Raw genomic sequence first — 12,928 nt, forward strand, 5'->3', positions numbered from 1 at the left:
GATGGCACTCGTTCTTGGCTGGCATGTGGTGGATCGGCGGGCAAACGTCCCTTCCGACGCCGAACCCGTATCTTTAACCTGCAGTAGGTGACCTGATGTTGCGCGACAAGGAGAGTCGGATCTTAGAGGCAGGCCTGTTGGCGGCGGTGCCTGTTTGTGTGGCGATTACCGCACTGGTCGCCTTGATGACCTTGGCCAGGATATGAATCGGTTCCTTTTCGCGGCCTCCGACTTCCTATCTCGGCCGCCAGGCTTCTATGTCATGCTCATGGCAATGGTTTTGTGCACCGCCCTGGTGCCTTTTGGACTGACAAATGCGGTCACCTATGCCCTGTCGGTTGCCGCCATCGTGATCACCGGTGTTGTCCTTTTACAAGGCTATCGCGATACCGCCGCCATTCACGCAAAACTCGACGAGATCATCGTTTCACTGAAGGAAACCAGGAACGACGTTGTCGGATTGGAGCATGCCGAGCCGGACGAGATCAGGGAGAAGCTTGTAAAACTCGAAGAAGAAGCGTCCCAAACGATCGGGGCTGCCAGGCGCGAACTTTCGAAAGCAACAGGAGAGAGATCATGAACAATCTCATTTGGCTCGTTGGTGCGGTGGTCGTCGTCTTGGCGATTTTGAGTTTTTTTGGCCTTCGGTAGGCGACGAGCATTTCCGCCGACAACCTGAAGGATCAGGGGGAACTACACTTGGCGTCGCAAATTGCTTTCATGAATGACAATCAGCCGCCCCCCGACAAGTTGATATCCGAGCCACCGCCAGATTGGCAGGGCGTGTTTTTTGCCACCGCTGCCCTCGTCTCGTCCTTATGCGCCCTGCTGCTGGCATTTTGGATGTCTGTTTGATCGCTGTCGGAGGGGCCATTGTCCTATAAAGAGCCAAAAAGGTTTGGCATCAAAGTTGCTTTGACAAGTTGGGGCGGATGAAGCCCGCCGCTTCGCAAATGGGGCGGCGGGCTTTCATAAGCTAACCCTCAGAAACGAGCCTTGGCCGGCATTTTACTTGGCGAAGGTCACGCATGTCGACCTGCTGACGCCGCAGGGATGCCTGGGTAAGCGCAATCTGTGGCGCTACCGACGTCTTTCCGCCGTGTGGTGATCTTCTGGTCGGCCGTCCCGTCTGCTTCAGGCTCTTTGCCGGCAAGCATACCAAACTCACCGTTGGTTTTCCGCCATCAGGTCCCCTCTGCGAGCAATGGCAACTCTTCGATCGGTCTGGGGTTCCTGGACAATCTGGGATCGGTGTCACTCCGCCCAGCTCGTGACGGCGGGAATGGCGCCCCGAAAATATCCGACATTTATCAAGGCCCGGAACAAAGATGGCGCCGGGAGATTGGAGTTCATCGTCCTCCTCAACCAAGGAACCTAAGCATGAGAACCAAACTACGCATGGCATCGCTGTCGATCGCGACCGCAATGACCGCTGTACTGCCTGCCTTGTCAGCAGAGACGGCCCAGGACTTCGTCACGAAGGCCGCGATCGGCGGGATGTTCGAAGTGCAGTCCAGCAAGGTCGCTCAAAGCAGGCTCCAGGATCCGACCCTTAAGGATTTCGCGCAGAAGATGATCTCCGACCACGGTGCTGCGAACGCCAAACTCGAGAGTATTGCCGGCGAACAGAAATTGCAGGTGCCCGCCGACCTCGACGCTGCCCACAAGAACGAAGTCGACAAGTTGCAGTCAGCTGCGGCGCCAGTCGATGCAACCTATGCCGACATGCAGAAGAGGGCGCATGCCGATGCTGTAAGCATGTTTGAAAGCTACGCCAAGGACGGCGACAATTCCGCTCTCAAGTCGTTTGCAAGCGAGACGTTGCCGACACTCAAGATGCATCAGGAGATGGTTGGCAAGGTCGCGGCTGCCGCTCCTGCCCCCGACAGTTCCGCGCCAGCCGCGTCCGATGCGGCCGCCACAAATTCTGTGGCACCGGTGCCTGGCGCCAACAGCTTCACCGAGGACCAGGCCAAGAGCGCCATCGAAAAGGCGGGCTACTCGGACGTCTCCGCCCTGACGAAGGATGACAAGGGCATCTGGCGTGGAACGGCGAGCAAGGACGGCAAAGCAGCACCCATCGCCCTCGACTTTCAAGGCAACGTCGTTGCCGGCAAGAATTGATCACCAACCAAGGACAAATCAGATGAAAACCGTAACAGGCCTCTTCGACAATTACGATCAAGCAAGCGACGCTGTGGGCGAGCTTGAAGCCACGGGCGTTCCGCACGACGATATTAGCATCGTGGCGGGTAATTCGGGCGGCCGACTTACGGGCGAAGCGTCGGAGGCTGGCGAGGATGCGGCAGCAGGGGCTGGTGTCGGCGCCGTTGTCGGCGGGGCCGGCGGCCTGCTCACCGGCCTTGGCCTGATGGCCATACCTGGTCTCGGCCCCGTGGTTGCCGCGGGCTGGCTGGCAGCGACTGCGGTCGGCGCTGTCGGCGGTGCCGTGGTCGGTGGCGCAGCGGGCGGCATCATCGGCGCGATGACAGAGTCCGGTGTGCCGGAAAGCGACGCACATGTTTATGCCGAAGGCGTTCGGCGCGGGGGAACAATGGTTATAGCCAGGGTCGAAGACGACCTTGTCCCCGACGCGGAACAGATACTGAAGCAATATAATTCCGTCGACATAGCCCATCGGCGAACCGAATACGAAGCAGGCGGTTGGACCGGCTTCGATCCAACGGATGAAGTCTACACAGGTGATGACCTGGAAAGCGCCAGAGGTCGTCGCGAAGTGTGAGATGAAATGACTGGGCGGCTAACAGCCGCCCTCGTCCTTCCTGCGCGATGTGCAACGCTGGTATCTCAGGTAGCACCAAGGTCGAATGGTCGTCGCGACGACTTGCAGTTCACCAGGGCCCTGCCGCTGAGCAACACACGACTTGTGATGCTGATCGCAGCCCGAAAGGGCCTCGTATTCTCGAAGAAAGAGTTATCGGCCTGTCGTCATCACGAAGGTGAACCGGCTTTTCCTAGGTGAGAAACGACGTCAATACTCCGCCAAGCCCCTGACAATCTCGCTGCGGTGTATAGTCCATGGCCTAAGGTTTGTTTGCTGGCTTTCCCTTTGCCCCGATAGAGCGGCCGGAACACAGTTTCTGTTGCCGCGGGCGGGACGAGAGGGGAACTGCTGGCGACACTGACCGCAGGTTGGCCAGCCCGCGTCAGGCTTGCGCGGCGACCTCATTCACGAATGTGGTGTCGTGTGGGATTTCCAAGAAGGCATCCGAATATCGGATGTCAGTTCATTGGCCAGACGATCATAAGCATCGGCACAGCAACAATGACTACGAGGAAAGACAGGGGCAGTCCCAGACGCGGATAGTCGCTGAAGCGGTAGCCACCCGGCCCCATGACAAGCGTGTTGCACTGGTGTCCGATCGGGGTGAGAAAATCACAGCCGGCGCCAATGGCGACAGCCATCAAAAACGGTTCGGGCCTGTAGCCCAGATCACTAGCAAATTCGGCGGCGATAGGCGCCATGACAAGGACGGTGGCGGCATTGTTGAGGAATGGCGTAACGGCCATGGCGGCGACAAGGATGAGCGTCAGTGCGCCGGACGCCGGAAGGAGGGTCCCCAGTCTAGCAAGCTCGCCGGCAACTACTCCCGTAGCTCCTGTACTGCGTAGTGAATCGCTCACTGGAATGAGAACGGCGAGCATGACGAGGATAGGCCCATCGAGCGATTGGTAAACATCGCGGAGCGGAATGACCTTGAAAAGCACAATCGCGACCGCGGCCGCGAAAAAAGCGACGGACACTGGCAGCAGCCCAAACGCCGTCGCCACCATGGCGAGAGCAAGGACCACTACCGGCACGATACCCTTGCGGACGCTACCAAGAAGGATAGCCCTTTCTGCCAGCGGTAAGCAGCCGAGTTCACGAAGTATCTCGGGCATCCTCGCTGCACTGCCCCGCAAGACGACAACGTCCCCGAGCCTCAGCTCGACTGCGGCCAGCCTGCGGTCGAGGCGCTCCCCACGACGGCTGACGGCCAGGAGGTTGACGTTGAAGCGATCGTAAAGGGCAAGGCGCTGGGCGGTCCAGCCGATCAAAGAGGAGCTTTCACCGATTACGGCTTCGATAGCGACCATCTCGTTGGTGGTGTCGTCACCACCGCCCCTATCCCCGGTCACGCTGAGCCTGCCCTGGGAGACAAGGCGATCCAGCGCTTCTGGGTCGCCCTCGAGCAACAGGATGTCATCCACCTTGAGGACCACGTCGGGCAGCGGCGTCATCCGCATCGTGCGATTGCGCAGGATCGACGTCACGATTGCATCGCCCCCGGCGAGCTTCATGAGGTCTGCGACGGTTTTCCCGAGCACCGTGGAGTCGGCGACAATTCGAGCCTCTGTAAGGTAATTCTTGATGTCGAGGGCTTCATTCAGTGACCCGCCATGCTTTTCGCGCACCGGCAACAACCAATAGAAAAACAGCAGGAAGATCGTTCCGGCAGCGGCTATGGCAGCTCCAACAGGTGTGAAGTCGAACATTGTGAAGGCGGTTCCGATCAGCTCCTCTCGCACTCGGGACACTACGATGTTGGGTGATGTTCCCACCTGCGTCATTAGTCCGCCGAGCAGTGACCCGAATGCCATGGGCATCAGGAATATCGAGGGTGAAATGTTAGACCGGCGCGCGAACTGGAAGGCGATCGGAATCATGATAGCGAGCGCCCCGATATTCTTTACAAAGGCAGAGAGGATCGTGACCACGATCACCAGCAGCGCCAGTTGCGACCGAACTCCCGATAATTTCGGAGCAAAGCGCTTGATCGCTGCCTCCATGATTCCCGAGCGTGCTATCCCTGCGCTCACCAGCAGAGCACTGCCGACAATAACCACGATATCGTCGCTGAACCCGCTGAAGGCTTCGTCAAAAGGCACAATGCCAACCGCGACAGCAAGCAACAGTGCCACAGCCGCGACCAGATCATATCGATAGCGACCCCACACGAACGCTGCCATCATCACGAAGGTTACGGCAAATGACAAAATTTGCGGCGTAGTCATGTCTTCGAATGCCCCGGCCCGCCAGTGCGACTAATGAGAACGGCCAAACCGCCCCTTTTGTTGCTTCGCTCATTGCTGGGCCAAAGCGGTCCGGCGGCGTTTGGCCAGGAGCGGATCGGCAGCGTTTAGAAACGGATTTTACGAAGCGGTCTTCGGACTTTGACAGACATCGATGTGCCCCGACCAATCCGACGCTTCAGCCCCAAACCAGGAAGGCCCGAGCCGGGATCAAAAAGCATGCGCTTGCCTCATGTCGAGTCCACCTGGAAAATCGCCCGGACACCACGGATCGGGCGGCGTGCGGAGATCTTTTTCTCACCTGAAGTGCCACAGCAACGCCCCCGATATGCAGGGAGGGTGCCTCTGGTGCCTGACCCGTGGGCCAGCAGTTTTCTTGGCTACATTCGATTCTCAGGAAGCTTGAATCACGCGGCCTCTCTTTTGTTTTCGTAGCTGACAGGAGCCCCCTCGAAAGCCAGATCACTCCCGCGAGCCCAGTTCTTCTCAGCATCGATCAGCTCATTCTCCCCAGTCAAGCCGTTCAGAAACAGCTTGAGTACGTGCGCAGCTGTCCGTTCTCCGGCCCGCGAAGCAACAGGTACGCCGCGCTGTTCGCAGACCGTCGCACAAACACGGGCAAGCATCACAATATCGCTCGGTTCCAAAAATCGACCTGGATACAACATACCGTCCTCTGTTGGAAAGCCTCGTGAGCCTTTGATTACGCGAGGTCACCGGCAGCAACAATCAACTATGATAGTCTGCACCTCGACTGGGTCAGTAAATTTGAGCGGCCCTTCAGACGATCGGCATTGCGCCCTCCGGATCGGAAGGACGGGGCTATCAGGTGGGTTTTCCCGGCAGGTCGATCCGATTCGAATCGCGTGGGCTTGGGAAATGCGCACGGTCGCAGGTCTAAGGCAAGTTGGCCGGTGAAATGCCATGCCGGCATTTTCGGGCACCTCGAATTGAAGCCTGATTTGCAGAAGCTGGAATCGCTTGATGGCGAAGACTGCGCAAATCAGATCGAGGCGCGCGCCATCGCCCGGTGAAAGGGACCTCGACGAGTTGCCGCGTAAATCACGTTTGGAGGCCTGACCGTCGCCTGCTCATCCCCTCTGCCAAAGCAGGGAACAAGATCCTGTTTGCAATGTTGGGCGAAATGCCAATTTCTTCCCGCGGTCATGAATTCGACGTGGCTATTGTCGGCGGCGGCCCCGCAGGACTTGCGGCAGGCATGTATCTGGCCAGATTCCTGCATTCGGTGATCGTGGTCGACGCCGGCGACGCACGAGCCAAGCTCATTCCAAAATCGCATAACTGTCCTGGCTTCCCGGAGGGCGTAGGCGGGTCAGAGTTGCTCGGCCGTCTCAAAGCCCAGGCACAGAGATACGGTGCAGGCGTAGTGGACGGTCGTGTAGCGGGCGCCAAGAAGCGCGACGGGACCTTTGTGCTGACGACCACCTTCGGGACCATCCGAGCAAGGCGCGTGGTTCTTGCAACCGGGATCGTGGACAAGGCCCCGGCAATAGAAGGGCTGGAGGAGGCCGTCGCGGCCGGCACCGTCCGACTGTGTCCGGTCTGCGACGCCTATGAGGCCGTGGGCAAGCGCATCGGCGTCGTCGGCCCAGAGCATCTGGCGCTCAAGGAAGCCCTGTTTTTGAAGGAGTACAGCGGTCAGGTTACCTTGCTCGCCAACTATCCGGAGGATATTTCCGATGCCGCCCGCGGCATGGCCTCGGCAGGCGGCATCGAAGTCTGGGACACCGTCGAGGATCTTGTTGCTCGGGCAACCGGGTTCGGCGTTGTCATGGCCGACGGTGCGCCAATGCGGGAATTGGATGTGGTGTACCCCGCAATGGGGTCTGATGTGCGCTCTGAACTCGCCGCCGCACTCGGTGCAGAGTGTGACGCGCAAGGATATGTTCTGGTCAGCCGACACCTCGAAACGTCGACTGCGGGTCTCTATGCCATTGGAGACGTGGCTGAGGGCCTCAATCAAATTGCCGTTGCGTTTGGCCATGCCGCCACCGCAGCAACACATATCCACAATGCACTTCAGTCTAGACCGGAAAGCTGACCGGCCACCCTAGCACAGGGCGCGCGCCATAGCGCTCCAGGTCAGTGCGTTTCGAAGGACGCTTCAGATCCGCTCACCGGTGGCCGGCCTCGGGCGCGAAACGTTCAAATCAATTTTGTCCGGCAGGTCTGGCCAGGCATTTTTGATAGCGGTGGTTGTCATTCGATGGACAGGCGGGATGATGACCATCCGGACGTGTCGTTCAGGCCAGAGCGGGTTCCCGAAAATCAGGAAAACGACTGCTACCAGGACACTGACCAACCCCGCTGCAAACACGTTCGCGATGATCTCACCAGGCTGCATACACTCTCCATGAATGAGTACCCGCCACGCCAAGCGAGCCGTGGCGGGTAATCAACCAACCGACGATGAAGGGACGATGATCGACGGTCACATTCCAAATGTGGAAAAGGCTTCCTTGTTTCATAGGTCAGACCTTTGCGATTCCATGTCGGGCTTTGGTCGGGCCCAGACACGGTAGAGTGCTTGCAATGAGGTGTGTAGCAGCGCCAGCGCGAAGGCCCGTCAACAGCAACAAACCAGGTTGCCTTGATCGCAACATATTTAGTGGGTCCGCCCCCACTTGCGGGTAGAGGCGGACCCGGGCGAGGCTTGGGGACCTCGACCGGCAGCGGGGGACGCTGCCGCTCTTCCAACCTGCCGTGGCATATCAGGTTCCGCTGATTAACAAAAAGCCGGCCACCGCGAAGTGGTGGCGGGCAGGTTCTGGAGTGTGCTGGGACCAACCAGCATAGGTCAACGAGCCGCAACAGGGTTGGTTGCGATAGCGGGCGGACGCCCGCCAACCCTCAGCGCTCGCTTCAGGCGCCCACTGCTTGCCCCCCTCGTCCCAGTGCCGGCCTATTGCCTGACGCATGCATCGCTGAGACATCGCTCGTGACGACCGTCCCCCGCGCGGGAATTGCTCGATCTTTCGATCGTCGATAGATCGAAGGAACATTTTAGACGTATCGAATGTTCAAATCCTATGGACCGCCGAACCCAACTTTCACCAGCTCAATCGAGAGCAGCACGCGCCCTGCTGAACTGGCCGCGAGTACGGCTTGCCGCAAAAGCGAGCGTTAGCGAAATGACGATCAGAGATTTTGAGAACGGTATTCGAAATCCGCGTCCCCACAAGATCGCGGCCATGCGTCAGGCGTTTGAGGACGCGGGAATTGCTTTCACCTTCGAAGGCGCTCCATCGCTAGCCCGCCCTGAAGGGCATAGCAGTCTCTCCACCACCAATAGAATGTGGCGCAGCCGGCAGAGACAAGCATAACGATAAAGGTCCTTGAGCCTCGTATTAGCAATCCACTTGACCCACGGCCCACCTAAAGGGGCGAGCCAAGAAACCGGTCAAGCCGGTGAGGCGTCGTTGCTGTATGCATCGTTTGAACATTACTTCGGATACGCTCCTGACTTCTTCATTGACCTCGTCAGGCTTGGTACCGGCATCACCGGCGGCTGGTCCGCAAGGTCGCTGGCAGCCATGGGGGGAGCCGGTTCTGGAAACGGCAGATGGCTCGCGATCCAATCGTCGAGGAACCTGCGGCCGCGAGCATCATCCGGTCAAACCAGGATCGTAGTGGAGATGGCATCGTGGATCGTGCCATAGAGGCTGTCGATGGGCTGGCGGAAGCGTCCATGCAGTCACGATGCTTTCAGCTCATCGAACCTCGGGCGCCAAAGAGTGTTCCGTTGGTTTTTGCTGAAATGGCGGGAACTTTTTCCTCCGGCGGTGATTTTTCGTCGCCATGACAAAACTGTCTGACCTTGGACCTCGCATCCCCCGCAACGGGGGTAATTGCATTCGCGAAAAGGACCGCTTCTACGCGTGTCCATCTTGCGGCCAGAAAGTCGATCAGACCGATTTGCGGCAAGTCATGTGGCACGAACGGCCTGGCCACGAGCCGCTGGAGCCGGAAGACAGCGCGACGATAATCAAGTTCCCGGAGCCCCGGAAATAGCGATCAGTCGCATGTGATCCGCCGTCCATCGAGGCAGCGGGCGCGACTTCCCCCCCTCGCAAAGATTAAAGGAACAAAGGTCAGATCTCGCAGTTGTGCGATCACCTGGGAGGGAACGATGTTGCATCACGAAATCGGCACTGTTTCGGACTGGTCGAAGTTGGTGGCGGACGATCCTCTCATCGCCGCCGATATCGCCCAGCGTCTTTCTGTGCTAGCGTGCAATGACAAGTCTACCGCTGCCCACGTCCAGTCGCCCAGCGCCGTGAGATTTCGAGGTTCCGACCTCACCAGCCTCGCAGCACCCACCGAGTATCCGCGGCCGATTGTGCTTCTAGCGACGATCTGTGGGTCGACGGTCGTGGGTATAACGCTGCTTCTGGCGGCGGCAGTTTGAGCCACGGGACCTGATGCCGCTCCCCCAGACACTGTCTTCGATTGAGATGACGCTCGAATGTCCGGCATGCGGAACGGCTTTCATCAAACCGGGGCGTTGGTTCATCGCTGCCGCCCACTATCGGTGCGAAGGTTGCCAGCGTTTACACCGCCTTACCTATCCAGAAAAGGTGGAATTGTTCGACAGATATACCAAGCGTCTGACGACAGTCTCGCAGCGAGGGACAACGAGGCCGCGCGAGTGCCCCAGCTTACAAGGCAACGACAAGGCCAGTGACGCTCCACCGGGACGGGAAGGGTAACCGACGAGGCAGCGGAAGAGTGTTCGCCTGCCAGCACGTCCGACTGATGCTTGGTTCGATTACTCGTTTTCTGACCATCTCGTTGACGCGCGGAATTTCGTTCATAAAACCGAAGAGGTTCGTTTGGGCCTGGCTTCACGTTTAGGACGGCGTCCCGTAGCGGCCGCCACATGAACGAGCGGCCTTCATCCGCTGCAAAGCACCTTGCCGCAGCGCACAGTTACGATGGCCGAGATGCAATGATAAAGATAGCCGAGGCGTTGATGAGAGCATCGACACCGATAGACAATCCAAACGTCGGCATGCCGCGATGGTCTGTAGCACTCGCCATCCTGCACGATGCGGAGGGTGGCGCTTCCAGCATGTGGAACATATCGAAAGCCGCTGTGTTCTGGGCGCCAAAGGAGATTGCGATGATCCGTTGGTTAGTCAGAATCGGCGCCTTATATGCGGCATACAAACTCGGCGAAGCTGCCGGGCGCAGTGAGCAGGAGGTCATTCCTCTCCCGCCCTCCGACCGGCAACGGCAGCCAGGTAGGCAGGAGCGGACCGACCTCGGCGTCGAGCCATCCTAAAAACGCAGGTCGCTGGCCGCAGGCCGGTTCTTCAGCGAATAAGCTCGTCCCATGACAGGCGTGTGACGCCAACGCTCTGTGCGAAGGACGGGGCGCGGCGCTGAGCTTCGGGATGTTCGGTCCATCGATTGATGCACAGCGAAGACCCGTCATTTGATCAGCAATGGCGGGTCTTGCTTTGAGACCACTTGGCCCGGGGTTGTAAGCCAAGCTGCCACCCAAACTTTGATTCGCGACACAGGTTCCCAGCTTGGCCAAATAATGCCGGTGGCGTCATCACCACACAAAGGCCCGCCGCTGAACGGACCAGGCGGCGACGGGCCGCACCAGACCGCTTGGCTGTGCAGGGCAAGCTGCATACCGAACATTGATCTTTTCATCAGGTTCCAGCGCCGTGGTTCGGACCGGAGGAGGCCGGTTCTGGTAAGGCAGCGTCCAGGTCGCCGACAGGCACCACACGAACATCTATCCCAAAAATTGCGATCGCATCGGGAGGACTTCGAAGCTGTCGCCAACTTCAGGCACCGATGATGGGAAGCGACGCTGCGCGTGTCCGGCCAAAGTCGCTATAATGTCCAAGGTTGCATCCCAACAAAAAAGCCCGCCACCTTTCGGCGGCGGGCAGTCTCACAGGGGGAAAACACACTGAACGGGAACAGTGCCCCCTTCGAAGCTCGTTGATGCGAGAATGTTCCAGCGCGTCCGCCAGAATAGTTGAAAGCTCACATGGGAGATCGCATGCTCTATGGGATGCGATTTTCAAACTGGCCACACAAACTGGCTATGATCGCCTCTGGAACGACGTTCTCTGCCGTACGGCGTTCCTTGAGAGCCCGCCTAGCTGCCCCTTGATCTGACTGTTTCAATCGCTCTTTGTCTGACGACGGTTCCCTCATGGGTCGTCTCTCCAGGCTCGGCTCCGTCCCCAACCATCTCCGCCAGCCGGCTGAGGAAGTCCACCAAAGCAGCTTGCGGCTCGTCGATTTCGCCGACGACGACCGAAATGCCCCAACGTCCAAGCACGGCCTCCTCCACAGGGTTTCGGCTGGTCATGAAGATGAACGACGGCGGGCGATCTTTCTCATAGCCGGACCGATGCCACGTCTGCCAGAGACGGTGCAGCAACAACCGAATGTTTGGGTCGGAAAGGCTATAGCCAATGAAGAGGATCGTGCTGCCGAGTGCATCCGAGCGAAAACGCACGTCCAGCGGAGAATTGAAGGAGAGACGATCAAGGTAGTCCGTTTCGGTGAGGACGAGGGAAGAATCCTCGTCGAAATCACCATGGAATTTGACGATGTGGGTAACGCCCTGGCGGGCCTGCGCTACATCGCGTGCATTGGCCACTTTCACGTAGTCCCGACCGTATATTTCATAAGCCAGTTCCAGGTTACGGTCATAATTGGTTGTGTAGATGACAGGGAAATCGAGCTTCACGATGAGACGATGCAACTCGGATTTCTCGATCCGGTCCTTGGGGACAGACCAATTTCGGTCCATCCAACTGCGAAGTGGCCCGATGCTGCCATGCTTGATCCGATAGTACTCGGCCAGGGTTTGAAAACGATCGCGTCGCATGGAAAATTCGTCGTCGACACCGAGCTCCTTTGCCATTCGCTCTATCAGCTTCTCCCAAGAAGGGAGTCCAACACTGATCGACACCCCTGCCCCAACAAACAGAATTGCGCTGCGGTGGTGAATTGCGTTGGCGAGCGAATCCACAGGGTCATCGTTCATGGCCAAGGCTTTCGAGGCCACGCGCGCAGGCAGACCCTAAAGGCGCTTGTTGTTTCGGTTGCTGTCGATCTTGGAATGCAGCCAACCATCTGGAACCGCACGGCTCATGGCAGCCGCATTGTGGTTCGCTGCCCGCGACCGGCTCCTGTTTCTGCTTACCGGTCATGTGGATCCGGTTCTGCGCCAGCCACTTGCCGCGGCTTCGTTCCAGTCGCGCAATTGCTGAGAGCCTGCGTCGCTTCGGGCCAGGGAAGACGGCGAGAGGGTAGTTCATTGTCGTGACGGCGATGATTGTCATTCCGGCCTAAACACCCGTGGGCTGACATGTTCCTTGTGCTCGAAAATATTCCATGTGGTGCCTTCGCCAGAGCTACGGGTTCAATGCGGGAATGGTCTCGCGTCCAGGGTCGCGGCCCGCCTCGCCGAAAGCGGTGGCATGCAGCAGTGTGCGGGACCGTCACGGTATGCGGTCACCGCCTCTCCCCGGAATTCGACCACCTTGTTGACCACGACGATTTCCTGCACCTGCCTGTCTTCCTCCCTTCACATCTGATCGTTGTAGGGCTGCTTGGTTATCCCGACTTGCCTGGCCAGCTCGGCAAACGGTGGCACACCCGCTTCGAACTGTTTGGTGTTAGCCAACCGCAAAAGCCGCAAAGGAAAACAGACTGCGTCCCGGTTGGCGGGCGACATGTCCTCGAAGAGGCGCTCATCAGCCGTGAACGAGGCCTCCGCGGTTTTCAAAGCCATATCGATATCATCAACCGAAAGAAGGCCCCTCCGGACCAAGGCGTTATTGACGGCAGCGACCGCCATAAGCAAACCTTCCAATTGCAGGTTGGCGACGTTCAT

General features: G+C 58.7%; 13 protein-coding genes. 8 read left to right on the forward strand and 5 right to left on the reverse strand.

Annotated features, from left to right (window positions below; all coding sequences use genetic code 11):
- Nucleotides 1–202: 202 nt before the first annotated feature.
- The 3 genes from A9K65_RS34400 (at nucleotide 203) to A9K65_RS34410 (ending at nucleotide 2,743) form a co-directional block, all read left to right on the forward strand.
- Nucleotides 203–580 (forward strand): low affinity iron permease family protein, encoded by a 378-nt coding sequence (locus A9K65_RS34400; RefSeq protein ID WP_024504638.1) that lies wholly within the window; start codon nucleotides 203–205, stop codon nucleotides 578–580.
- A 590-nt stretch (nucleotides 581–1,170) separates the two neighbouring features.
- Complete coding sequence (locus A9K65_RS34405) at nucleotides 1,171–2,124, forward strand: DUF4142 domain-containing protein (RefSeq protein WP_348629616.1); 954 nt, start codon at nucleotides 1,171–1,173, stop codon at nucleotides 2,122–2,124.
- Nucleotides 2,125–2,146: 22 nt separating this feature from the next.
- On the forward strand, nucleotides 2,147–2,743 hold the full coding sequence (locus tag A9K65_RS34410; RefSeq protein WP_064993594.1) for a hypothetical protein: 597 nt from the start codon (nucleotides 2,147–2,149) through the stop codon (nucleotides 2,741–2,743).
- A gap of 500 nt (nucleotides 2,744–3,243) precedes the next feature.
- Here the strand turns inward: A9K65_RS34410 and A9K65_RS34415 are convergent, their stop codons facing one another.
- Both A9K65_RS34415 and A9K65_RS34420 read right to left on the reverse strand, forming a co-directional pair.
- Nucleotides 3,244–5,016 carry an SLC13 family permease gene (locus tag A9K65_RS34415; RefSeq protein ID WP_027161861.1) on the reverse strand — a complete coding sequence of 591 codons (1,773 nt, stop codon included), beginning with the start codon at nucleotides 5,014–5,016 and terminating at the stop codon, nucleotides 3,244–3,246.
- A gap of 425 nt (nucleotides 5,017–5,441) precedes the next feature.
- Nucleotides 5,442–5,702, reverse strand: coding sequence for a hypothetical protein (locus tag A9K65_RS34420; RefSeq protein ID WP_064993595.1), 261 nt, complete (start codon nucleotides 5,700–5,702; stop codon nucleotides 5,442–5,444).
- Nucleotides 5,703–6,166: 464 nt separating this feature from the next.
- Between A9K65_RS34420 and A9K65_RS34425 the strand changes: the two genes are divergently transcribed.
- Nucleotides 6,167–7,096, forward strand: a complete 930-nt coding sequence (locus A9K65_RS34425; protein ID WP_245322223.1) for an NAD(P)/FAD-dependent oxidoreductase — start codon at nucleotides 6,167–6,169, stop codon at nucleotides 7,094–7,096.
- Between the two features lie 63 nt (nucleotides 7,097–7,159).
- Here the strand turns inward: A9K65_RS34425 and A9K65_RS34430 are convergent, their stop codons facing one another.
- Nucleotides 7,160–7,399 carry a hypothetical protein gene (locus A9K65_RS34430; protein WP_027161858.1) on the reverse strand — a complete coding sequence of 80 codons (240 nt, stop codon included), beginning with the start codon at nucleotides 7,397–7,399 and terminating at the stop codon, nucleotides 7,160–7,162.
- Nucleotides 7,400–8,084: 685 nt separating this feature from the next.
- Between A9K65_RS34430 and A9K65_RS34435 the strand changes: the two genes are divergently transcribed.
- The 4 genes from A9K65_RS34435 to A9K65_RS35835 all read left to right on the forward strand — a co-directional run bounded on the left by A9K65_RS34435 (nucleotide 8,085) and on the right by A9K65_RS35835 (nucleotide 10,339).
- Nucleotides 8,085–8,378, forward strand: coding sequence for a helix-turn-helix transcriptional regulator (locus A9K65_RS34435; protein ID WP_084015752.1), 294 nt, complete (start codon nucleotides 8,085–8,087; stop codon nucleotides 8,376–8,378).
- 239 nt (nucleotides 8,379–8,617) lie between these two features.
- Nucleotides 8,618–8,857 carry a hypothetical protein gene (locus A9K65_RS35830; protein ID WP_164755616.1) on the forward strand — a complete coding sequence of 80 codons (240 nt, stop codon included), beginning with the start codon at nucleotides 8,618–8,620 and terminating at the stop codon, nucleotides 8,855–8,857.
- A 327-nt stretch (nucleotides 8,858–9,184) separates the two neighbouring features.
- A complete protein-coding gene (locus tag A9K65_RS34445; protein WP_027161857.1) occupies nucleotides 9,185–9,463 on the forward strand; it encodes a hypothetical protein in 279 nt (92 codons plus the stop codon).
- A gap of 540 nt (nucleotides 9,464–10,003) precedes the next feature.
- Nucleotides 10,004–10,339, forward strand: a complete 336-nt coding sequence (locus A9K65_RS35835) for a hypothetical protein (RefSeq protein WP_198327705.1) — start codon at nucleotides 10,004–10,006, stop codon at nucleotides 10,337–10,339.
- 837 nt (nucleotides 10,340–11,176) lie between these two features.
- Here the strand turns inward: A9K65_RS35835 and A9K65_RS34460 are convergent.
- Both A9K65_RS34460 and A9K65_RS34465 read right to left on the reverse strand, forming a co-directional pair.
- Nucleotides 11,177–12,076, reverse strand: a complete 900-nt coding sequence (locus A9K65_RS34460) for an SIR2 family protein (protein ID WP_013525092.1) — start codon at nucleotides 12,074–12,076, stop codon at nucleotides 11,177–11,179.
- 543 nt (nucleotides 12,077–12,619) lie between these two features.
- The gene (locus tag A9K65_RS34465) at nucleotides 12,620–12,928 is read right to left on the reverse strand and encodes a hypothetical protein (protein ID WP_027161855.1); all 309 of its coding nucleotides are present in this window, start codon (nucleotides 12,926–12,928) and stop codon (nucleotides 12,620–12,622) included.

It is taken from the genome of Mesorhizobium sp. WSM1497 (assembly GCF_001672455.2).
Taxonomy (GTDB): domain Bacteria; phylum Pseudomonadota; class Alphaproteobacteria; order Rhizobiales; family Rhizobiaceae; genus Mesorhizobium; species Mesorhizobium ciceri.